We start from the raw sequence: 21,674 nt of genomic DNA, 5'->3' as shown, positions 1-21,674 counted from the left end.
GCGCCGCAGGTCAGCCGCGAGCTGCGCCCCTGCGCCTCGTACACGCTGCGGGTCAACGGTTTCGAACGGCCCGTCACCGACGCCTGGATCGGCGAGAGCCTGCTCTACGTGCTGCGCGAGCGGCTCGGCCTGGCCGGCGCCAAGGACGGCTGCGAGCAGGGCGAGTGCGGCGCCTGCTCGGTGCAGGTCGACGGGCAGCTCGTGGCCGGCTGCCTGGTGCCCGCCGCGCTGGCCGCGGACAGCGAGATCAACACCGTCGAGGGCCTGTCGGCCGCCGGCGGCGCCAGCGACGTCCAGCAGGCGCTGGCCGAGTCCGGCGCGGTGCAGTGCGGTTACTGCACGCCCGGCATGGCGATGGCCGTGCACGACCTGCTCCAGCGCAACCACCGGCCCACCGAGGTCGAGGCCCGGCAGGCACTCTGCGGCAACCTCTGCCGCTGCACCGGCTACCGGGGCGTGCTGGCCGCGGTCCAGACCATCGCCGACGCGCGTGCGGTGGAGGCCGAGGGCACGGACGAGGCGCCCGCCGAGGAGCCGGCCGGGGAGGCCGCCGCCCGCACCGCCGGGGCCCCCGTCCCGGCCGCGCCGGAGGAGCCCGGGCCGGCCGCCGACCCGCCGGTGTACACCGACGAGGACGCCTGGATCGAGCACGTCCCGCAGCCGCCCGCCGAGGAGGCTCCGGCCGGCGGGACAACCGTCGGGACGACCGCCGGGACGGGCGTCGGCGTCGGCATGCAGTACGGCACGCCGGACGGCCACGGCGGCTACGACACCGGCGTCTACGACACGGCGGTGCTCCCGCCGGTCCCGGGCATCCCCGCACAGGCCGACGGCAGCCAGGGCTACTACCCGCAGCAGGGCTACCCCGAGCAGGCCGGCTACCCGCAGATGAGCGGGCAGGGGCCGGGCGCGCAGGCGACCGGCGGGCAGGGCGAGGGCGGCCCGCACACCCCGGCCCACGGCAGCTACCCGCCCGGCGCCTTCCCCGACGGCGGCTACCCGCAGCAGCCCGGCTACGACGCGGCCCCGTCCTACGACGCGGCCCCGTCCTACGACGCGGCCCCGTCCTACGACGCGGCCCCGTCCTACGACGCCGCCTCGAACTACGACGGCCCGGTCTACGAACCGACCCCCGCACACGGCACCGCCCTGCCGGGCCCCGCCTTCGAAGGCGCCGGCTACGGCGGTCCCGGTTTCGACGGCACCGGTTTCGACGGGACCGGTTTCGACGGCACGCCCGCGCACGGCACGCCGTACGTCCCCACGCCCCCGCACGGCGTCCCGGCCGAGGGCACCGCCCCCGCCGGCGTCCCGTACGGCGCCACCCCCGCCCACGGCATCCGGCTCCCCGAGGACGACCACGCATCATGACGTCGCCTACCGACATCGGCGCAGCACCCCAGCAGGACGGCGACGAGGGCGGCGCACCGGAGCCGTTCGGGCTCGGCAGCTCCCCGCTGCGCAGCGACGCCCTGCCCAAGGCGCTCGGCATCTACCCGTACGCCGCCGACCTCTGGGCCGAGGGCCTGCTCTGGGGCGCGGTGCTGCGCTCGCCCCACCCGTACGCCCGGATCAAGGGCATCGACACCTCCGCCGCGCTCGCCCTGCCCGGCGTGCACGCCGTGGTCACCGCCGCCGACCTGCCGGCCGGCCCGGACGGCGGCCCCGACGGCGCGCCGGCCGGCCCGATCGTCGCCGACCGGCCGGTGCTCGCCGCCGGCGTGGTCCGCCACCACGGCGAGCCGGTCGCCGCGGTCGCCGCCGACCACCCGGACACCGCCCGCCTCGCCGTCGGCCTGATCACCGTCGACTATGAGCCGCTGGAGGCGGTCACCGACCCCGAGCAGGCCTTCACCGCGCCGGCGCTGCACCCGGACGGCAACCTGTTCCGCCACCTGCCGCTGCGCACCGGGGACCCGGAGGCGGCCGGCGAGATCATCGTCGAAGGCCTCTACCAGGTCGGCCGGCAGGACCCGGCGCCGCTCGGCGCCGAGGCGGGCCTGGCCGTGCCGCGCCCGGACGGCGGCGTCGAGCTGCACCTCTCCTCCACCGACCCGCACGGGGACCGCGACCGCACCGCCACCTGCCTGGGCCTGGAGCCGGACCGGGTCCGACTGGTCGTCACCGGTGTGCCCGGCGCCACTTCGGACCGCGAGGACCTCTCCTTCCAGGTCACCCTGGCGCTGCTGGCACTGCGCACCGGCCGGCCGGTGAAGATGACGCTCACCCGCGAGGAGTCCTTCCAGACCCACACCTCCCGCCACCCCGCGCTGCTGCGCTACCGCCACCACGCCGACGCAGAGGGCCGGCTGGTCAAGGTCGAGGCGCAGATCCTGCTGGACGGCGGCGCCTACGCGGACGTCTCCGCCGAGGCGCTGGCCGCCGCCACCGCCTTCTCGGTCGGCCCCTACGTCTGCCCGAACGTCTTCGTCGACGCCTGGGCCGTGCGCACCAACAACCCGCCGGCCGGCCGGATGCGCGGCGAGGGCGCCCTCCAGGCCTGCTTCGCCTACGAGTCCCAGCTGGACCAGCTGGCCGCCCGGGTCGGCGTCGACCCCGTGGAGATCCGCCGCCGCAACGCGATGGCCACCGGCGACCCGATGCCCACCGGACAGGCCGTCACCTGCCCCGCGCCGGTGGCCGCGCTGCTGGAGGCCGTCTCCTCCGAGCCGCTGCCGCCGCTGCCGGTGGACGACCCGGACGCCGAGTGGCTGCTGCCGGGCGGGCCCGGCGGCGCCGGCGACCCGGCGGCGGTGCGGCGCGGCATCGGTTACGCGGTCGGCATGGTGCACATGCTGGGCGCCGAGGGCGAGGACGAGGTCTCCACCGCGACGGTGCGGGTGAGCGGCGACCACGCCACGGTGATCTGCGCGGCCGTCGACTCCGGCCAGGGCTTCGCCACCCTGGCCCGGCAGATCGTGCAGTCGGTGCTGGGCGTCAGCGAGGTGTACATCGCGCCGGCCGACAGCGACCAGTCGATCGCCGGGCCCTCCGCCCGCGGCCGGCACACCTGGGTCTCCGGCGGCGCGGTCGAGCGGGCCGCGCTGATGGTCCGCCACCAGCTGCTCCAGCCGATCGCCGCCAACTTCGGGATGTCGGTCGAGCTGCTCCAGATCTCCGACGGCAAGATCACCTCCTACGACGGGGTGCTCGGCATGCCCGTCGCCGAGGCGCTGGAGGGCAAGGAGCTCTGGGCCACCGCGCAGTGCCGCCCGCACCCGACCGAGCCGCTGGACGAGGCCGGGCAGGGCGACGCGTTCGTCTCCATCGCCTTCTGCGCGATGCGGGCCGTGGTGGACGTGGACATCGAGCTCGGCGCCGTCCGGGTGGTCGACATGACGGTGGCCCAGGACGTCGGCCGGGCGCTCAACCCGCGCCAGATCGAGGACCGGATCGAGGCGGGCGTCGCCCAGGGCGTCGGCCTGGCCCTGCTGGAGGACCTGCGCACCGAGGGCGGCATGCTGGTCAACACCTCCCTCACCGGCTACCGCCTGCCGACCGCCCTGGACACCCCCGAGGTCCGCATCGCCGCCCTGCTGGAGGAGCGCGACGTGGTCGCCACCTTCGGCGCCAAGGCGGTCAGCGCCGCCCCGGCCGTGGTCGCCCCCGCCGCCGTGGCAGCCGCCGTCCGCGCCGCCACCGGGCTCCCCGTCGGCCGCCTTCCGATCCGCCCCGAGGACGCCGTCACCGGCTGACCCGGCGGGGGCGGCCCGGCGGGGGTGACCCGCCGGTCACCCCCGGGAATTTCTCCGGGAATTTCTCCGGAAAATGGAACGGCGAATTGCCGGCCGGCGCAAACGACGCCGACCGGCAATTCTCTTTCGTGGAGGCCATGACGGGAATCGAACCCGTGTAAACCGCTTTGCAGGCGGTTCCCTCAACCACTCGGGCACACGGCCATGGGGTGGAGCTGTACTGCGGGTGCGGCTCAGGCGCAGCGGCAGCAGCGACAGGCGCGACAACACAGGGGAGCGGGGGTACAGGTGCGGAGGGCCGCGGGGGCCGCCGTCTTCCTGTCCATTGCCGACTCCTGTCGTCGTTCGCCGTGTTGGTGAATTCATCTTGGCGGAATGGGCGGGGGGACGTCAATATCCCTTTGTAAATTCTGTATGGCGGGCTGTGCTACCGTCGAAGGCAGGTGGTCGTTTTCCGGCCGCCCCGGACGAGCGCGTCGTACCCGGTGACGACAAGACGGCGCAGCACAGCGGCAACCCGGCCGCTGCTGACTGCGGAGGTGCTGTCGTCGTGGCGTGGCTCGTTCTGATTCTTTCCGGCGTCCTGGAGACCGTCTGGGCGGTGGCCCTGGAGTCGTCCAAGGGGTTCTCCCGGCTCGTCCCCACCGTCGTCTTCGGCGTCGCGCTGGCGTTCAGCATGGGCGGGCTGGCGTACGCGATGCGGTCCATCCCGATCGGCACCGGCTACGCGGTCTGGGTCGGCATCGGCGCGGTCGGGACGGCGCTGTACGGCATGGCGGTGCTCGGGGACGCGGTCACGGCGGCCCGGATCGGCTGCCTGCTGCTGATCGTCTCCGGCGTGGTGGGCCTCAAGGTGCTGCACTGACGCCGGGGCGGGCCCGGTCCTAGGTCCCTCGGAGTAGTCGATCACCAACCCGGGTCAGGGGTCATGCCATCGGACGGGTCTTACGATGTTTCGTATGACCACAGCCTCCCCCACCCCGGTCGACGCCGCCCCGACACCCCCCGACACGACCGACTCCGGAGGGGTTCTCGGCGGCCGCTACCGCGCGCTGACCCTGGGCATCGTCTCGGTGGTCCTGCTGCTCGCCTTCGAGGCGACGGCCGTCAACACCGCGATGCCGGTGGCGGCCCGTCAGCTGGACGGGCTGGGGCTGTACGCCTTCGCGTTCTCCGGTTACTTCACCACCACCCTGTTCGCCCTGGTCGTCTCCGGCCAGTGGTGCGACAGGCGGGGCCCGCTGCAACCGCTGTTCACCGGTATCGCGGTGTTCGGCGCGGGCCTGGTGGTGGCCGGGGCGGCGCCCGGGATGTGGGTCTTCGTCGGGGGCCGGGCGATCCAGGGCCTGGGCGGCGGCCTGGTGATCGTCGCGCTGTACGTCGTGGTCGGCCGGGCCTACCCGGAGCGGCTGCGGCCGTCCGTCTTCGCGGCCTTCTCCTCGGCCTGGGTGCTGCCCTCGATCGTCGGCCCGGTGGTGTCCGGCCTCGTCACCCAGCACCTGGGCTGGCGCTGGGTGTTCCTCGCCGTCCCGGTGCTGATACTGCTGCCGCTGGCGGTGATGGGCCCCGCGCTGCGCCGCTCCGAGAGGGAGCAGCCGGTGCTGAAGGGCGCCGGCTTCGACCGCCGCCGCACCCTGCTGGCCGCGATGGCCGCGGTCGGCGCGGGCCTGCTGCAGTACGCCGGCCAGCGGCTCGACCTGCTCGGGCTGGTCCCGGCCGTCGTGGGTGCGGCGCTGCTGCTGCCCGCGGTGCTGGGGCTGCTGCCGACCGGGACGCTGCGCGCCGGGCGCGGTCTGCCGACGGTGATCCTGCTGCGCGGGGTGGCGGCGGGGGCGTTCTTCGCGGCCGAGGCGTTCATCCCGCTGATGATGGTCACCCAGCGCGGCCTCTCGCCGACGCTGGCCGGGCTCACACTGACCAGCGGCGGCCTCTCCTGGGCGCTGGGCTCCTGGCTGCAGGGCCGGCCGGGCGCGGAGCGGTACCGGGAGGCGATGATCCGTGGTGGCTTCGTGCTGACCGCGCTGGCGATCGCGGGCGCGGCGCTGGTGCTGGTGCCGGCGGTGCCGGTCTGGGCGGCGGTGGTGGCCTGGGGCGTCGGCGGGATCGGCATGGGGCTGACGGTGGCGAGCGTCAGCGTGCTGATGATGAAGCTGTCGGCGCCGGAGGACGCCGGGGCCAACTCGGCCTCGCTGCAGATGAGCGACGCGCTCGGCAACGTCCTGCTGGTCGGCCTGTCGGGGGTGCTGTTCTCGGCGCTGGGCGGCGGCGCGACGGCCGCCGCCCACGAGGGCGTCGAGGGCACCGGCTCGGCCGGTGCGTTCGCGGTGATCTTCCTGACGATGACCGGGGTGGCGCTGCTGGGCGCGCTGGTGGCCGGCCGGGTGCGGAAGGGCTGACGGTCACTTGCCCCCGGCGACGGGGGAGGCCGCGGCGGCGGGGGCACTCGCCGGGGCGGGGGAGCCGAGGAAGGTCTCCCAGCCGCCGGCCGGGGCCTGGCCGGGGGCGAGGCTCTGGAGCTTGCGCAGCACCGCCGGATCCTGCGCCTCCAGCCAGTCCACCAGCTGGCGGAAGGAGACCAGCCGGACGTCGGGCCGGCCGGCGATGGCCCTGAGCGCGTCCTCGACGGCGTTCATGTAGATGCCGCCGTTCCACTGCTCGAAGTGGTTGCCGATGACGTACGGCGCCCGGTTGGTGGTGTAGGCCCGCTCGAAGCCCATCAGGTAGGAGTCCCGGGCCTGCGTCTGGTACGCCGCGTGCAGCGAGGGGTCCGCCTTGGTGTTGCTGCCGGACTGGTTGAACATGATGTTGTAGTCCATCGACAGCACCTGGAAGGTGTGCCCGGGGAAGGGGATGGACTGCAGCGGGAGATCCCAGAGCGCGCCGCCCTGGATCTTCTGCGGCCAGATCTGGGTGCCGTTGCCGCTGCTGTCGTACCTCCAGCCGCGCCGGGCGGCGGTCGGCAGCAGGTTGCGCTGGCCCTCCAGGCAGGGGGTGCGGCTGCCGATCAGCTCCTTGCGGTAGTCGAAGGGCAGCGCGGGCAGGTCGGTGAAGCCGGTGTTGGTCCTCCAGTTCATGACGAAGTCCATCGCCTGCTGGATCTCGCTGTCCCACTCCTCCGGCGACCACTGGCCGACGCCGGTGGCGCCGCAGAAGTGCCCGTTGAAGTGGGTGCCGATCTCGTGCCCCTCCATCCAGGCCGCGTGCAGGTTCTCCAGCGTGTCGTGGATGTGCTGGTCGCTCAGGTAGCCGATGTCGGAGGCGCCGACCTTGTGCTGCGGCGGGCGGTAGAGGTCCTTCTTGGACTCGGGCAGCAGGTAGAGGCCGCTCAGGAAGAAGGTCATCGACGCGTTGTGCTCCCGCGCGAGCTTGCGGAACCGGCGGAAGAGGCCGTTGTCCAGTTCGCCGGCGCCGTCCCAGGAGAAGACCACGAACTGCGGCGGCCGCTCGCCGAGCTTCAGCGGTTCGGCGGTGGGCTGGCCCGGTTGCGGGCCGGTGTCCGAGGTGGAGCCGTCGCCGATCAGGGTGGCGGGGGGCTTGGGGGCCTCGGATGCGGGTGCCGCCTGCTCCGCCGCCGGGCTGGCCGGCACCGGCACCGGGGTGCCCGCGTGCGCGCCTCCCGGCCCGCCGGTTCCGCCGCAGCCGGCCGCGAGGGTGGCTGCGGTCGCGGCACCGGCGGCCAGTAGGGTGCGGCGGGAGAGAGCGTCCATGGTCACTCCGTTCGTGAAGCGTGCGGACGGAGCGTGACAGCCTGGAGGAGGGGGGCGGTCGCACGTCCGGTCAGACAAATGCGGTGATAGACCTTGAGCGGGGTCAGCATGGCATGCGGTCGCGATCGGTCGGCGATGCACCACGGACGGTCGGAAGTGATCGCCCGATTGATGCAACCGGACTGGCGGCTGAGGTTGTCGATGTCCATGCGGGTGGAGCCAGGTGGTCGCCGCGGTGACCGATGCTCTCTCTGGGTGGTCGACGGCCTACTCGGAGCACGCCTCGCGCCCCCGGCCCTGCCAATCGGGGGGTGTCAGTACGACCATCGTATTGATGTGTCTTAAGGTCCGGTCCGGTTGAATGGGTTCCCAGGGAACTCCCAGGAACCAGTACGTCGTCAGCAGAGGGGAGCGCCGGGTGGGCGCCCAGCAGAACAGGAGCCCGTGGCCGGGCACCCTGGCGGTCGGCGCCGCGCTCGTCCTGGGGGCATGGCTGCTCAACCAGGGCGGTCACCTCGAACTGCCCCCGGCCCCGACCGCCGGCCAGGCCCTCTCCGGCTTCGCCCCGGTCTCCGTCGTCCCACCGCTCGGCCCCTCCGCCCCCACCCGGATCCGGATCCCCGCCGTCAAGCTCGACGCCCCCGTCACCGGCCTCGGCCTGGACGGCGAGGGCCACCTCCAGACACCCCCGGAGGCCGACCGGAACCTCGCCGGCTGGTACCGCGGCGGCGCCACCCCCGGGCAGCGCGGCACCGCGATCATCGCCGGGCACGTCGACAACCGGACCGGGCCCGCCGTCTTCTACCATCTGGGGGCGCTGCACCGCGGCGACCGGATCGAGATCGCCCGCGAGGACGGCGCCACCGCCGTCTACCAGCTCTACGCCATCGAAGTGCACGACCGAAAGGACTTCCCGGACGACCGGGTGTACCGCCAGGCCGCCGATGCCCAGCTCCGGGTGATCACCTGCGGCGGCGGGTACAGCGAGGAACGCGGCTACCAGGGAAACGTGGTCGCCTACGGCTTCCTGGCCGACACCACCCGGCCGGGAAAGAAGATATGACGCCCGTCTCGCTCGCCGTCCGCTGGAACCCGATCGACTGGCCGCTGACGCACGGCCCGATCCCGTACGCCGTGCTCGCCGCCGGCTGGGGAGCCCTGCTCCTGCTGGTGCTGGCCCGCGGCCGCGCCTGGTGGAGCCGCCGGCTGCCCGCCGCGCTGCTCGCCGCCGCCGCACTCAGCCTGCTGCTGGACGCCGTCGTCGACGGCTGGTGGCACCCCTTCCCGGAGGGGCTGCCGCGGTACGTCCGGTGGTGGACGGCCGTCGCGCTGCTCGCCGGCTGCCTGGCCGGATTCCGGGCGCCGAGGCTGCCCCGCCGGGGCAAGCTGCTGGCCGTCGGCGGCGCGGTGCTGGTCCTGCTGATGTCCTCCTCGCAGGTCAACCGCGGCTTCGACCAGTACCCCAGCGGCCGGGTCATGCTCGCGCCCTGGCTCAACAAGACGCAGGAGCTGACCACCAGCAAGAAGGCCGACACCGTGGAGGCGCCGCCCGGAAAGCCGCTGTCCGAGGTCTGGCACGCCCCGCCCGGGCTGCCGGACAAGGGCACCGTCTCCCGGACACCGATCCCCGGGGCCAAGTCGGGCTTCAAGGCCCGCGACGCCTACGTCTACCTCCCGCCCGCCTACCAGGCCTCGCCCCGGCCGCTGCTGCCCGTGGTGGTCCTGCTGGGCGGCCAGCCCGGCGTGCCCGAGGACTGGGTGAACACCGCCCAGGTGAACGAGGCGCTGGACACCTTCGCCGCCGCACACGAGGGCCTGGCGCCGATCGTGGTGATGCCCGACCAGCTGGGCTCCACCTGGGCCAACACGCTCTGCTTCGACTCGAAGATCGCCAAGGTCCAGACCTACCTGGCGCAGGACGTCCCGGACTGGGTGCACCAGCACCTCCAGGCCGCCAAGGGCCGGGGCTCCTGGTCGATCGGAGGCGCCTCCATGGGCGGCACCTGCGCCCTCCAGCTCGCGGTCAACGCCCCCGAGGTCTACGGCTCCTTCCTCGACATGTCCGGCCAGGACGAGCCCACGCTGGGCACCCGGGCGGAGACCGTCGACGCCGCCTTCGGCGGGGACAACGCGGCGTTCGAGGCCGTCGACCCCCTGCACGTCATGGCCCGCAAGCAGTTCCCGGACACCGCCGGCGCGATCGTCGTCGGACGCACCGACGAGCAGTTCCGCGGGCAGCAGGAGAAGGTCTACCAGGCGGTACTGGCGGCGGGTATGAAGGCCAAGTTCGACCTGATGCCGGGCGGACACGGCTGGGTGATCTTCCGGCCCGGAATCATCGACCAACTGCCGTGGCTGGCCCAGCAGACCGGGCTGACCCCGTGATACGCCTCGGAACGGCCCCAGCGCTGCCCGCCCAGCGGATCGGCCCCGCCGCCCCGGTGCCGGAGGCCGCCCCGGAACCGGGCCCGCAGCCCGGCCGGCGGGCCCCCGCCGGGCCGGCCGCCCGGCTGCGCGCCGCGCCGCTGACCCTCACGCTGCTCGCCGTCCTCTGGGCGGTCGCCGGCGCCACCGGCAGCCTGGCCCACGGCCCCTCCCGGGGGCTGCTGGCCCAGGTCGGCGTCGGCCTGCCCACGCTCACCGAGGGGCGCTGGTGGACCCCGTTCACCTCGCTGTTCTGGTGCCCCAGCCCCACCTCGTACGTCTTCACCAGCCTGTTGCTGCTCCTCGTCGGCCCGGCCGCCGAGAACCGGCTCGGGCAGCTGCGGACGGCCGGCGTGCTCGTCGCCGGCCAGCTGGTGGGCACCCTGCTCGGCACCGCGGTGGTCGCCGCCGGCTCGCGCACCGGCGAGCCGTGGACCACCGCCGTCTCCGGGCAGACCGCCATCGGCCCGGCCACCGGCCTGTTCGCGCTGGCCGGGGTGCTCGGATTCCGGCTCACCGTGCTCTGGCGGCGCCGGCTGCACCTGCTGGTGGTGCTCGTCCCGCTGGTGATGACGCTGTACGTCGGCCACCTGCAGAGCGTCCAGCGGTTCGCCGGCGCGCTGCTCGGCCTCGGCGCCGGCGCGATGCTGGCCCGGGGCCGGTGGCAGCTGCGCCGGCACCGCTCCTCGCACACCGAGGCCCGGGTGCTGGTCGCGCTCTGCCTGGTGGCCGCCGCCCTCGGGCCGCTGATCGCCTCGCTGTACGACAACGCCGCCGGGCCGTTCAACACCTTCTCCGAGCTCTACTTCTCCCACCGGCTCACCCCGGACGAGGTGGCCGACTTCTGCGCGCTCTCCGCCCACGACTGCGCCCGTGCGCACGCCGTCGAGCGGATCTTCGACACCCCGGCCCGGCTGATGGCCGCGCTCTTCCCGGCCCTGTTGCTGGTCCTCGCCGAGGGGCTGCGGCGCGGCCTGCGGCTCGCCTGGCGGATCACCGTCGCCACCGAGCTCCTCTGGGCGGCGCTGCTGGTCTGGCTGTACACCGAGACGGGGACGGGCTCCGGCGACGTCGTGCAGTACTTCGTCGAGGCGCTGCTGCTGCCGCTGCTCACCAGCGGCCTGCTGCTGGCCACCCGGCAGCGGTTCGGCCTGCGGCTGCCGCGCGCGGTGCTCGGCCGGCTCGCCGCCCTGCTCGGCGGTGCGATGCTGGCCGCCTCCGCCGCGTACGCGGGCCTCGGCCTCCTGCTGGCGGGGCAGTTCGAGCCCGGCGCGACCTTCCGCGGGCTGGTCTCCGGGCTGCCGGCGCAGTTCCTGCCGCCCGCCTACAACGACCTGCTGCCCGACTACCCGATAGCCGTCGGCCGGGGGGCCCGGCTGCTGGAGACGTACTGCGGCCTGACCTTCTGGGTGGTCGCGCTGGCCGCGCTGCTGGTGACCTTCCGGCGGCCGGTGGTGCACGCGGACGCCGCGGACGCGGCCCGTGCCCGGGCGCTGCTCACCGCGTACGGCGGTGGCACGCTCTCCTTCGTCACCACCTGGGACGGCAACCACTACTGGTTCGACGAGGAGGGCCGGGCGGGCGTCGCCTACCGGGTGCTCTCCACCGTGGCGCTGACCACCGGCGACCCGTTCGGCGAACCGGAGGCCCGCCGCCGGGCGGTGGCCGGCTTCGCCCGCTACTGCGACGCGCGCGGCTGGACGCCGTGCTTCTACAGCGTCACCCCGGCGACCAGGGCCGCCGCCGGACAGCTCGGCTGGCGCTCGCTGCAGGTCGCGGAGGACACCGTGGTCGCCCTGCCCGAGCTGGCCTTCACCGGCCGCAAGTGGCAGGACATCCGCACCGCCCTCAACAAGGCCGGCAAGCAGGGCATCACCGCCGAGTGGTGGTCCTACCACGACGCGCCGCTCGCGCTGCGGGACCAGATCCGGTCGATCTCGGAGGAGTGGGTCTCGGAGAAGGGCCTGCCCGAGATGGGCTTCACCCTCGGCGGTCTGGAGGAGCTGGACGACCCGGCGGTCCGGCTGCTGATCGCCGTGGACGCCGACGGCACCGTGCACGGGCTGACCAGCTGGATGCCGGTGTACGAGAACGGGTCGCCGGTCGGCTGGACGCTGGACTTCATGCGCCGGCGCTCGGACGGCTTCCGCGGGGTGACGGAGTTCCTGATCGCCTCGGCCGCACTGGGCTTCAAGGAGGAGGGCGCGCGCTTCCTCTCGCTCTCCGGCGCACCGCTGGCCCGCTCCGGAAAGGACGCGGCGCCCACCGGCCTGGAGCGGATGCTGGACTGGATGGGCCGGGTGCTGGAGCCGGTGTACGGGTTCCGCTCGCTGCTCGCGTTCAAGGCGAAGTTCCAGCCGGAGTACCGGCCGCTGTTCATGGCGTACCCGGACCCGGCGGCGCTGCCCAGCATCACCCGGGCGATCGGCAAGGCGTACCTGCCGCACCTGACGGCGGCCCAGGGCGTCCGGCTGATGCGTCGGCTCTCCTCCTGACCCGTCCGGGCCGGGCGGCCGCCGCTTCTCCGCCCGGCCTTCGGCCGGGAGGTGCCCCCGGCCCGACTGCGGGCAGGGGCGGGGCACCGGGACGCTCCCGGACGTCGGGCCTCCGGGCGGGACCCGCCCTAGCCGAGGAGCTCGGCCAGGGCCCGGTCGGCGTCCAGGTGCAGGTGCTCCTCGCCTTCGGGGACGACCAGCCGGCTGCGCCAGAGGAAGCGGCGGACGTCGGCGCTGTCGAATCGAAGCAGTGCGGTGCCCTCGGGCGCGCGCAGCTCGACCATGGTGCGCCGGCCGGCCGCGGGCCGGATGTGGACGTCGCCGACGCCGGCGGGCAGCTCCAGGCCGGCCGAGAGCAGCTGGCGGGCGAAGACCCAGACGATGTCCTGGCCGCCGTCCGAGTCGCCGTCCGAGTCGCCGTCCGTGCCGGCGTCCTGGCCGGTGTCCTGGCCGGTGTCCTGGCCGGGCCGGTCGGCCGGCTCGTCCAGCGAGAACTCGGCCGGGAAGGCCATCCGGACGGCGAGCGGGTCCTCCGGGCGGTAGGACAGGCCGACCCGCAGCCGGGCGGAGCGGTGGGTGGAGAGGATCAGACGGGCCTGGACGTTCTCTTCGACGACGGTGTGCACGGCGCGGCGCCTTTCTCGGTGGTGTGGGGCCTTCTCGGTGGCGTGAGGCCGCGGTGACGGCTGTGGAGGACGGGGCGGCCTCACCTTGGTGAGAGTCGGCGGGGGCGGCTGCGATTACCCGCTTTTCCCCGTCGATCGTCGTGACCCGCGTCACATCCGTTTCCGGCCGCGCGGGCCGCGCGCGGGCCCGGCCTGGCCGCCCGAACGGCGCCGGGCCGGGTAGGCTGGGCGGGTTGTCCGATTGCCCCCCGACCGTGGGTCAGGGCTGCCAAACCGCCTCTGACCTGCGATGATCCCCCCTCGGAGACCGTGAGTACTGCCGCCGCCTCCTCGATGCCGCTCTTCTCCGACGCGCAGGAGCCGCACGCGCCCGTCCGGGCCGGCGGCCATGCGTCGTCCACCTCTTCGCACCACCTGTCGCCGGCCTTCCCCGGCCGGGCCCCCTGGGGTACCGCCGGCAAGCTGCGGGCCTGGCAGCAGGGGGCGCTGGACAAGTACATCGAGAGCCAGCCGCGCGACTTCCTCGCGGTCGCGACCCCGGGCGCAGGCAAGACCACCTTCGCGCTGACCCTGGCCTCCTATCTGCTCCACAACCACCTGGTGCAGCAGATCACCGTGGTCGCGCCGACCGAGCACCTGAAGAAGCAGTGGGCCGAGGCCGCCGCCCGGATAGGCATCAAGCTGGATCCGGCCTACTCCTCCGGACCGCTCTCCCGGGAGTACCACGGCATCGTGGTCACCTACGCGGGCGTCGGCGTGAACCCGATGCTGCACCGCAATCGCACCGAGGCCCGCAAGACGCTGGTCATCATGGACGAGATCCACCACGCCGGTGACTCCAAGTCCTGGGGCGAGGCCTGCTTCGAGGCCTTCGAGCCGGCCTCCCGCCGGCTGGCACTGACCGGTACGCCGTTCCGCTCGGACACCAACCCGATCCCGTTCGTCCAGTACGAGGCGGGCGGCGACGGCATCCGCAAGTCGGTCGCCGACTACACCTACGGCTACGGGCACGCGCTCGCCGACCACGTCGTCCGCCCGGTGATCTTCCTCTCCTACAGCGGCAACATGCGCTGGCGCACCAAGTCCGGCGACGAGCTGGAGGCGCGGCTCGGCGAGCCGATGACCAAGGACCTGATCGCCCAGGCCTGGCGCACCGCGCTGGCCCCGCAGGGCGAGTGGATCCCCAGCGTGCTGCAGGCCGCCGACCGCCGGCTGAGCGAGGTCCGCAAGGCGATCCCGGACGCCGGCGGCCTGGTGATCGCCACCGACCAGAACACGGCCCGCTCCTACGCCAAGATGCTGCGCGAGATCAGCGGCGAGAAGGCCACCGTGGTGCTCTCCGACGAGGCGGAGGCCTCCAAGCGGATCTCCGACTTCGCGGCGGGCGACTCGCGCTGGATGGTCGCCGTCCGGATGGTGTCCGAGGGCGTCGACGTGCCCCGCCTGGCCGTCGGCGTGTACGCCACCTCGATCTCCACCCCGCTGTTCTTCGCCCAGGCCGTCGGGCGTTTCGTGCGCGCCCGCAAGCGCGGCGAGACGGCCTCCGTCTTCCTGCCGACCATCCCGACGCTGCTGGGCTTCGCCAACGAGATGGAGCTTCAGCGCGACCACGTGCTGGACCGGCCGAAGAAGGAGGGCGAGGGGCTCTTCGACGAGGAGGACCGGCTGCTCGCCGAGGCCGAGCGGGCCAACGACGGGCCGGACGGCGCCGGCGGCGACGAGTTCTCCTACGAGGCGATCGGCTCCGACGCGGTCTTCGACCGGGTGCTGTACAACGCCATGGAGTTCGGCATGCAGGCGCACCCGGGCAGCGAGGAGGAGGAGGACTACCTCGGCATCCCGGGCCTGCTGGAGCCGGACCAGGTGCAGATGCTGCTGCAGAAGCGCCAGCACCGGCAGATCCAGCGCAGCAAGGCCAAGCCGGCCGAGGAGGCCGACCTGCTGGAGCTGCCGGCCGAGCAGCGACCGGTCGTCACCCACCAGGAACTGCGCGAGCTGCGCAAGGAGTTGAACGCGCTGGTGGCGGCCTGGCACCACCGGACCAGCCAGCCGCACGGCACCATCCACAACGAGCTGCGCCGCCAGTGCGGTGGCCCGCTCACCGCGCAGGCGACCGTCAATCAGCTGAAGGCGCGGATCGACCGCATTCGGGAATGGGCGAAGTAACGGTCCGCCAGGTGGCCATCCGGCCTCCGGTCCTGGTCGACGGGATCCTCTTCCTCGCCGGCGACGACCGCACGGACCCCCGGGGCCGTCTGCCGCCCGGCTGATCCTGCGCACGCCGTCCGCGGCACGCCGCCCCGGCTCCGGCCCGGGCGGCTTCGCGGTGCCCGCCTCCCCGGCCGGCCGGCTTCGCGGTGCCGGCCGCCCGCGCACCGCGGGGCCCCGCCGGCACCGGCCCGGCCGGTCCTGCGCACCCTGCTCCGAACCGCCGCCCGGACGGGCGGCGCCCCTCCGGGCCCGGCTGTCCGGACTTCGGAATGTGCTCGGACCTGCGCCCGGTCCCCACTGGTGAATTGTGGGCATTTGCCCGTATCTGGCACGCCGGGCGAAAATGATCATGCCCGAATTTTGGACAAGCACTTCCGCCGCGACAATTCCTTCACTACCTTTCCCACACGCTCTCCCGCCGGGAAACCCCCCGCGAGACGGGCGCCGCAGGACCGCCAGGACGTCAAGGACGACACACCGCGGCCCGAGCGCGGCCACCCGCCTGCGTGCGACACCTTGAGTCCCGGACCGGCGCCGCCGTTCCGGCGACCCGCCGCGGAAAGGAATTGCGCGTCGTGACTGCAGAGACCTCCCAGACCTTGGACCGTGGCGTCCGGGTCCTCAAGCTCCTCGCCGACTCGGAGCGCGGGCTGACCGTCACCGAGCTGGCGGCCCGGCTCGCCGTCAACCGGACCGTCGTCTACCGGCTGCTGGCCACCCTGGAACAGCACGGGCTGGTCCGCCGGGACATCGGCGGCCGGGCCCGGGTCGGCCTCGGCGTGCTGCGGCTGGCCCACCGGGTGCACCCGCTGCTGCGCGAGGCGGCGCTGCCGGCCCTGCGCAGCCTGGCCGAGGACCTCGGCGCCACCGCCCACCTCACCCTGGTGGACGGCAACGAGGCCCTGGCCGTCGCCGTGGTCGAGCCCAGCTGGACCGACTTCCACGTCGCCTACCGGACCGGGCTGCGCCACCCGCTGGGCGAGAGCGCCGCCGGGCGGGCGATCCTGGAGGCGCGGGGCTTCCCCAGCCAGCGCCGTCCGGAGCAGGGCTTCGTCATCACCCGCGCGGAGGAGCAGTCCGGGGCGTGCGGCGCGGCCGCCGCGCTGGTCGGGCTGAGCGGGATCGAGGGCAGTGTCGGCGTGGTGATGCTGAACGGGCTGGTCCCCGAGCGGGTCGGTCCCCGGGTGGTGGAAGCCGCGACGGAGGTCGCCGACGCCTTGCGGTAGGCCCCGGTGTGTTTGGATGCCTCTGTGTCCGACTCCAAGCTGCCCAAGGCCCTGACCTCGCCGCGGACCCGCGCGCTGACGCTCTGCGGGGTGCTGATCGCCGCGCTGTTCGGCGTGGCCGCCTTCGTCCCGCTGCCGTACACGCTGACGTGGCCGGGTGTGACCGCGGACACCCTCGGCACCTACCAGGACAAGCCGGTGATCACCATCACCGGTGCGCCGGTACGGACCACCGACGGCCAGCTGCGGATGGTCACCATCTCGGCGACCAACCCGGGCGAGCGGACCACCTTCTGGCGCTCGCTGCGGGCCTGGTTCGACCAGGACGAGGCGATCCGGCCGACCGAGACGGTCTACCCGCAGGGTGACCCCGCCAAGGCGGAGGAGGTGACCGCCCAGCAGATGGCGGAATCGCAGGACAGTGCCACCACGGCCGCGCTCTCCTACCTCCACCTCTCGCCGGCCCAGGTCAAGGTGAAGGTCGACCTCGGCGACATCGGTGGCCCGAGCGCCGGCCAGATGCTGGCACTGGGCATCGTGGACAAGCTCGCCGGCGACGGCAAGGGCGGCGACCTCACCGGCGGGCTGAAGGTCGCGGGCACCGGCACCATCGACGACCAGGGCGTGGTCGGCGCGGTCGGCGGCGTGCCGCTGAAGACCCAGGCCGCCGCCCGCGACGGGGCGACGGTGTTCCTGCTGCCCAAGGACGAGTGCGCGGACGCCAAGGTGAACACGCCCCAGGGGCTGCGGCTGGTCCCGGTGGGCACGCTGGGCGAGGCGGTCTCCGCGCTGGACGCACTGCGCACCGGCGGTGCCGTCCCCGGCTGCTGAGCCGTCGGCGCGGTGGGTGCGGCATCGGCAGGTGCGCCCTGCCGGTGCGGCCGGGGCTGTTCGGAGGGGCTATTCGGCGGCGGCCTGGTCCACCAGCGGCAGGATCCGGTACGGCACCGGATTCTCCAGGGCGATCGCCGTCGAGGACCGGACGATCCCGTCGAAGCCGACCACCCGGTCGATCACCCGCTGGAGATCGGCATTGGACCGGGCGACGATCCGCACCATCATGTCCCCGCGCCCGGTGATCGTGTGCAGCTCCAGCACCTCCGGCACCGCCGCCAGGTGCGCTCGCACGTCGGAGCCCTGCCCCTGGGAGATCTCCAGCGTGGCGAAGGCCGTCACCGGGTAGCCCAGCGCCGCCGGGTCCACCTCCGGCCCGAAACCGCCGATCACCCCCTTGGACTGGAGCCGGTCCAGCCGGGCCTGCACGGTGCCCCGCGCCACCTGGAGGCGGCGCGAACACTCCAGCACCCCGATCCGCGGCTCCTCGGCGAGCAGCCGGATCAGCCGGCCGTCCAGCACGTCGATCGCGTCGTTGCTGCCGCCCGCCGGGGCGGAAGTCGCCTGCCCGGCAGGGGAGTCGGGGTCACTGGGGGAGTGGGCGGGGGGCATCGCGGGCTCCGTCCTCCGGTGGGCATTCTGTACAGCGGTGCGGCCGATTCTCCCGCCCCGGCGCACACCTTGACCAGGAGGAAACGGAACAGTTGCGCGGCGGTCGGCGCGGCGCCACCCTCCAGCCACAACGCCGTGAGCCGGGCCCCACACCGGCCCACGGGGACAGACCGTGGTCTCGTACGCCTACCGGGAGGGCCGTCATGACCGACACCGCCGCCGAACCCGTGCTGCTCACCGCGGGCCGGGAGGAACCCGACCTCGTCCCGATGGGGCGCGCCGACGCGGTGGTCTTCGCGGTCGGCGACGCCGCGCGGGCGGCCCGCCGCTACGCCACCGCGCTCGGGCTGCGCTGTACCGCCTACGCCGGCCCCGAGACCGGCGAGCCGGAGACCGCCTCCTACGTCCTGCACGCGCCCGGGACCAGGTTCGTGATCACCTCGCTGGTCCAGGTGATCGGGCCGCGCGGCCGGGAGCTGGCCGGACACCTGGCCCGGCACGGCGACGGGGTGGTCGACCTCGCGGTGGCCGTGCCCGACGTCTACTACGCGTACGACTACGCCGTGGACCGCGGCGCCGGCTCGCTCGCCGAGCCCTACGAGCTGCAGGACCGGCACGGGACGGTGGTGCTCGCCGCGATCGGGGTACCCGGCGGCACCCGGCACACCCTGGTCGACCGCTCCCGCTACCGCGGCCCCTACCTCCCCGGGTACGTGCCGTTCGCGGGGTGGTAGCCGGTCACCGGACGGCGGTCTCCACGGTCGGCGGGTGACCGTTCCAGGCGACGAAGACCGAGTTGGCCTGGTCGCCCTTGGTGAAGTCCACCCGCAGCCACTGCGGACCGTTCCAGACCTGCATCTGCCAGCCCGGGTCCGGCGTGGCGGAGACCAACGAGGCGCTGTCCGCCTTGAGGTCCAGCGCCACCCGGCCGCCCGGCACCGGGTAGCTGCTCACGGAGGACGTGGTGGTGGCGGTCGGCGAGGGCCGGCGCGAGGACGGCGGGGCACTGGCGGGCGGGGCCGCGCTGTGCGAGGCGGCCGTCGAGGCCGGGGCGGACGTCGGGGAGGCCGGAGAGGCGGGTGGCTCCGACTGGGGTGCGGGCTTTGCCTCGGCCGTCGTGGTGGGCGACGGCGTCCGTGCCCCGGTGGACGCCGGGGACGGCAGCGGCAGCGCCGTCGGCTGCTCGAACGCGGCGCCGGTCAGCACCGCGTGCACGCCGAACCAGGACAGCGCCACCGCCGCCCCGGTGGCCGCCGCCCAGGCGCCGAGCTGTACCAGTCCGTTCCGCATCGTCCGCACATCCTGCCGCATTCCGGGGCACCGCAGGTGGGCACCCCTGCTATTCAGCAGGGAAGTTGCACAAACCGCGAGGGTCGCACCGGAACGGCCCCGGCCCGGCCCCGGCACCTCTCCCGCGGCCGGTCGCGTCGCCGGTCCGGACCCACCCGAGGTACAGACCACCGGAGGCCGATGGCGTACCGTGCAGGGCCATGGCAACAGTGCTCGTGGTCGAGGACGACCCCTTCGTACGCTCCGCCCTCATCCGGCACCTGACCGACACCGGTCACGCGGTCCGCAGTGTGGGCACGGCACTCGAGGCGCTGCGCGAGGTCGCCCAGGTCGGCTGTGACCTGGTGATCCTCGACCTCGGACTGCCCGATCTGGACGGCAGCGAGGCGCTGAAGATGATCCGCGGGCTGACCAACGTGCCGGTGATCATCTCCACCGCCCGGGACGACGAGGCCGAGATCGTCCGGCTGCTCAACGACGGTGCCGACGACTACCTGGTGAAACCTTTCTCCGGGGAACACCTCAGCGCCAGAATGGCCGCCGTGCTGCGCCGGCTCGGCGGCGGCACCGCGCCGGCCGCCCAGGTGCTCCGGGTCGGCGGGCTCGCCATCGACCTCCAGCGCCGCGAGGCCGCCCTGGACGGCCGGCCGCTCGACCTGACCCGGCGTGAGTTCGACCTGCTGGCCTTCCTCGCCGCCCGGCCCGGCGTGGTCGTCCCGCGCAAGGAGATCCTGGCCGAGGTGTGGCGCCAGACCTACGGCGGCGACCAGACCATCGACGTCCACCTCTCCTGGCTGCGCCGCAAGCTCGGCGAGACCGCCTCCAACCCCCGCTACCTGCACACCGTGCGCGGCGTCGGCGTCCGGCTGGAGGCGGCCGAGCACCCGGCCGGGCCCGGGCCCGCCCCCGCGGAGCGCCGGACATGAGGAGGTCCGGGCACTCGTTGCGCTGGGCCCTGATCAAGGCCGCCGTGGCCGGAACCACCATGGTCGCGCTGGCCTTCCTCATCCCGCTCGGGCTGATGGTCCAACAGACCGCCCGGGACCGGGCGTTCACGGCGGCCGAGCGGCAGGCGGCGGCGCTCGGACCGGCCCTCGCCATCACCACCGACCAGGACGCCATCGCCCGCGCGGTGGCCAGTACGGACGCCGGCGCGCAGCGGCGGATGGCGGTCCACCTGCCGCTGCCGACGGGGGCGGGCGCCCCGGCTCCGCCGGCCTCCCCGGCGCCGTCCGCCCCGCCCGGCGGGCCGGCCGCGACACCGGCCGTGGCGACACCGGCCGTGGCGACCCTGCCCGTGGCGACACCGCCCGGCGTGACGGCATCCGGCGCGACGGCGATGGTCGGGCCGGACGGCGGCGCGACCATCGGCGAGGCCCGCGCCCTGGCCGCCGACGTGGCCACGGCGGGCGGCCAGGGCCGCTCGTTCACCGTCGAGGTGCCCGGCGGCTTCGCCCTGCTCCAGCCGGTCGCCGTCGACACCGGCCGGACCGCGGTGGTCGAGGTGTTCGTCGCCGACGGCGACCTCACCCGCGGCGTCTCCACCGCCTGGCTGGTGCTCTCCGCGGTCGCACTCGCGCTGGTGGCCATCTCGGTGCTGGTCGCCGACCGGATGGGCGCGCGGATCGTGGCCTCCGCCCGCCGGCTGGCCGCCGCCGCGCGCTCGCTCGGCGGCGGCAACCTCGCCGTCCGGGTGCCGGTCGACGGCCCGCGGAGCGCCGGCAGCCCCGAGGAACTGCGCGAGGCCGGCCAGGCGTTCAACGCGATGGCCGACCGTGTCGTCCAACTGCTCGCCGCCGAGCGAGAGTTGGCCGCCGACCTGTCGCACCGGCTGCGCACCCCGCTCACCGTTCTGCGGCTCAACGCCGCCTCGCTCGGCGAGGGCGACGCCGCCGACGCCACCCGCCACGCCGTCTCCCAGCTGGAACGCGAGGTCGACCAGATCATCCGCTCGGCCCGCCGCGCCCCCGAGGACGCGCCCGCCGTCACCGTCGGCTGCGACGCCGCCGAGGTGATCCAGGAGCGGGTCGGCTTCTGGTCCGCGCTCGCCGAGGACGAGGGCCGCCGCTGGCAGCTGGCCGGCGCCGACCGGCCCGTCCCGGTGCCGGTCCAGCGCGGCGACCTCGCCGCGGCCGTGGACGCACTGCTCGGCAACGTGTTCCGGCACACCACCGTCGGCACCGCCTTCTCGGTGGACGTGCTGGCCACCGAGAGCTCCGTCATCGTCCTCGTCGGCGACGCCGGCCCGGGCTTCACCGATCCCGAGTCCGCCCTCCAGCGCGGCCAGGGCCACGGCGGTGACGGCTCCACCGGCCTCGGCCTGGACATCGTCCGCAAGCTCACCGAGGCCACCGGCGGCGACCTCGCCCTCGGCCGATCCGCCGTGCTCGGCGGCGCCGAGATCCGGCTGCGGCTCCAGGCCCGGCCCGACGGCGCCCCGGCCCGCGCCAGCCGCCGGCGCAGCCGCAACACGCTGTTCCAACGGTGACCACCGGCGGGCGGTGAGCCCGCGGTCCGGATCCCCCGCGCGCGTTCCGGGCCGTCTCCCTCTCCC

At 74.3% G+C, this 21,674-nt stretch carries 15 protein-coding genes, 1 tRNA gene, 2 pseudogenes and 1 riboswitch; of the genes and pseudogenes, 13 read left to right on the top strand and 5 right to left on the bottom strand.

Annotation, left to right across the window (positions count from 1 at the left end):
* Nucleotides 1-27: 27 nt before the first annotated feature.
* Both ACZ3YO_RS31590 and ACZ3YO_RS31585 read left to right on the top strand, forming a co-directional pair.
* Nucleotides 28-472, top strand: a pseudogene (locus ACZ3YO_RS31590) ((2Fe-2S)-binding protein); the annotation flags it as partial.
* An 895-nt stretch (nt 473-1,367) separates the two neighbouring features.
* Complete coding sequence (locus ACZ3YO_RS31585; protein ID WP_465576177.1) at nt 1,368-3,695, top strand: xanthine dehydrogenase family protein molybdopterin-binding subunit; 2,328 nt, start codon at nt 1,368-1,370, stop codon at nt 3,693-3,695.
* Nucleotides 3,696-3,824: 129 nt separating this feature from the next.
* Here the strand turns inward: ACZ3YO_RS31585 and ACZ3YO_RS31580 are convergent.
* Nucleotides 3,825-3,899: transfer RNA gene (locus ACZ3YO_RS31580), tRNA-Cys, on the bottom strand.
* A 236-nt stretch (nt 3,900-4,135) separates the two neighbouring features.
* Nucleotides 4,136-4,201, top strand: a riboswitch (guanidine-III (ykkC-III) riboswitch).
* Between the two features lie 44 nt (nt 4,202-4,245).
* Between ACZ3YO_RS31580 and ACZ3YO_RS31575 the strand changes: the two genes are divergently transcribed.
* Both ACZ3YO_RS31575 and ACZ3YO_RS31570 read left to right on the top strand, forming a co-directional pair.
* Nucleotides 4,246-4,560: a DMT family transporter gene (locus tag ACZ3YO_RS31575; RefSeq protein WP_396322751.1), complete on the top strand. Its 315-nt coding sequence runs from the start codon at nt 4,246-4,248 to the stop codon at nt 4,558-4,560.
* Between the two features lie 94 nt (nt 4,561-4,654).
* Nucleotides 4,655-6,091 carry an MFS transporter gene (locus ACZ3YO_RS31570; protein ID WP_396322750.1) on the top strand — a complete coding sequence of 479 codons (1,437 nt, stop codon included), beginning with the start codon at nt 4,655-4,657 and terminating at the stop codon, nt 6,089-6,091.
* Between the two features lie 3 nt (nt 6,092-6,094).
* Here the strand turns inward: ACZ3YO_RS31570 and ACZ3YO_RS31565 are convergent, their stop codons facing one another.
* A complete protein-coding gene (locus ACZ3YO_RS31565; protein WP_465576173.1) occupies nt 6,095-7,402 on the bottom strand; it encodes a polysaccharide deacetylase family protein in 1,308 nt (435 codons plus the stop codon).
* A gap of 418 nt (nt 7,403-7,820) precedes the next feature.
* Between ACZ3YO_RS31565 and ACZ3YO_RS31560 the strand changes: the two genes are divergently transcribed.
* The 3 genes from ACZ3YO_RS31560 to ACZ3YO_RS31550 are packed head-to-tail and all read left to right on the top strand — an operon-like array spanning nt 7,821 to nt 12,321.
* A complete protein-coding gene (locus tag ACZ3YO_RS31560; protein WP_465576171.1) occupies nt 7,821-8,465 on the top strand; it encodes a class F sortase in 645 nt (214 codons plus the stop codon).
* Complete coding sequence (locus ACZ3YO_RS31555) at nt 8,462-9,787, top strand: alpha/beta hydrolase (protein ID WP_465576169.1); 1,326 nt, start codon at nt 8,462-8,464, stop codon at nt 9,785-9,787. The genes ACZ3YO_RS31560 and ACZ3YO_RS31555 overlap by 4 nt, the downstream gene beginning before the upstream one ends.
* Entirely contained in the window at nt 9,784-12,321 is a 2,538-nt protein-coding gene (locus ACZ3YO_RS31550) for a rhomboid family intramembrane serine protease (RefSeq protein ID WP_465576166.1), read from the top strand. The genes ACZ3YO_RS31555 and ACZ3YO_RS31550 overlap by 4 nt, the downstream gene beginning before the upstream one ends.
* A gap of 128 nt (nt 12,322-12,449) precedes the next feature.
* Here the strand turns inward: ACZ3YO_RS31550 and ACZ3YO_RS31545 are convergent, their stop codons facing one another.
* Nucleotides 12,450-12,947 carry an SsgA family sporulation/cell division regulator gene (locus tag ACZ3YO_RS31545; RefSeq protein ID WP_465576164.1) on the bottom strand — a complete coding sequence of 166 codons (498 nt, stop codon included), beginning with the start codon at nt 12,945-12,947 and terminating at the stop codon, nt 12,450-12,452.
* Between the two features lie 333 nt (nt 12,948-13,280).
* On the opposite strand from ACZ3YO_RS31545, the gene ACZ3YO_RS31540 reads away from it, so the two are divergent.
* The 3 genes from ACZ3YO_RS31540 (at nt 13,281) to ACZ3YO_RS31530 (ending at nt 17,215) form a co-directional block, all read left to right on the top strand.
* Nucleotides 13,281-15,113: a DEAD/DEAH box helicase gene (locus ACZ3YO_RS31540; protein ID WP_405363714.1), complete on the top strand. Its 1,833-nt coding sequence runs from the start codon at nt 13,281-13,283 to the stop codon at nt 15,111-15,113.
* Nucleotides 15,114-15,733: 620 nt separating this feature from the next.
* Nucleotides 15,734-16,384 carry an IclR family transcriptional regulator gene (locus ACZ3YO_RS31535; protein ID WP_380316659.1) on the top strand — a complete coding sequence of 217 codons (651 nt, stop codon included), beginning with the start codon at nt 15,734-15,736 and terminating at the stop codon, nt 16,382-16,384.
* Nucleotides 16,385-16,408: 24 nt separating this feature from the next.
* Nucleotides 16,409-17,215 carry a S16 family serine protease gene (locus ACZ3YO_RS31530; RefSeq protein ID WP_465576161.1) on the top strand — a complete coding sequence of 269 codons (807 nt, stop codon included), beginning with the start codon at nt 16,409-16,411 and terminating at the stop codon, nt 17,213-17,215.
* A gap of 69 nt (nt 17,216-17,284) precedes the next feature.
* Here ACZ3YO_RS31530 and ACZ3YO_RS31525 read toward each other — a convergent pair whose 3' ends face one another.
* Nucleotides 17,285-17,830 carry an Lrp/AsnC family transcriptional regulator gene (locus tag ACZ3YO_RS31525; RefSeq protein ID WP_465576159.1) on the bottom strand — a complete coding sequence of 182 codons (546 nt, stop codon included), beginning with the start codon at nt 17,828-17,830 and terminating at the stop codon, nt 17,285-17,287.
* Nucleotides 17,831-18,099: 269 nt separating this feature from the next.
* On the opposite strand from ACZ3YO_RS31525, the pseudogene ACZ3YO_RS31520 reads away from it, so the two are divergent.
* A pseudogene (locus ACZ3YO_RS31520) lies at nt 18,100-18,546 on the top strand (VOC family protein); the annotation flags it as partial.
* 22 nt (nt 18,547-18,568) lie between these two features.
* Here the strand turns inward: ACZ3YO_RS31520 and ACZ3YO_RS31515 are convergent.
* A complete protein-coding gene (locus ACZ3YO_RS31515; protein ID WP_465576156.1) occupies nt 18,569-19,120 on the bottom strand; it encodes a hypothetical protein in 552 nt (183 codons plus the stop codon).
* A gap of 200 nt (nt 19,121-19,320) precedes the next feature.
* Between ACZ3YO_RS31515 and ACZ3YO_RS31510 the strand changes: the two genes are divergently transcribed.
* Complete coding sequence (locus ACZ3YO_RS31510) at nt 19,321-20,046, top strand: response regulator transcription factor (protein WP_465576154.1); 726 nt, start codon at nt 19,321-19,323, stop codon at nt 20,044-20,046.
* Complete coding sequence (locus ACZ3YO_RS31505) at nt 20,043-21,608, top strand: sensor histidine kinase (RefSeq protein WP_465576151.1); 1,566 nt, start codon at nt 20,043-20,045, stop codon at nt 21,606-21,608. Before ACZ3YO_RS31510 ends, ACZ3YO_RS31505 begins: the two co-directional genes overlap by 4 nt.
* Nucleotides 21,609-21,674 lie beyond the last annotated feature (66 nt).

The organism is Kitasatospora sp. NPDC022785, assembly GCF_055561295.1.
This window is presented reverse-complemented; position numbering and strand designations above follow the sequence as displayed.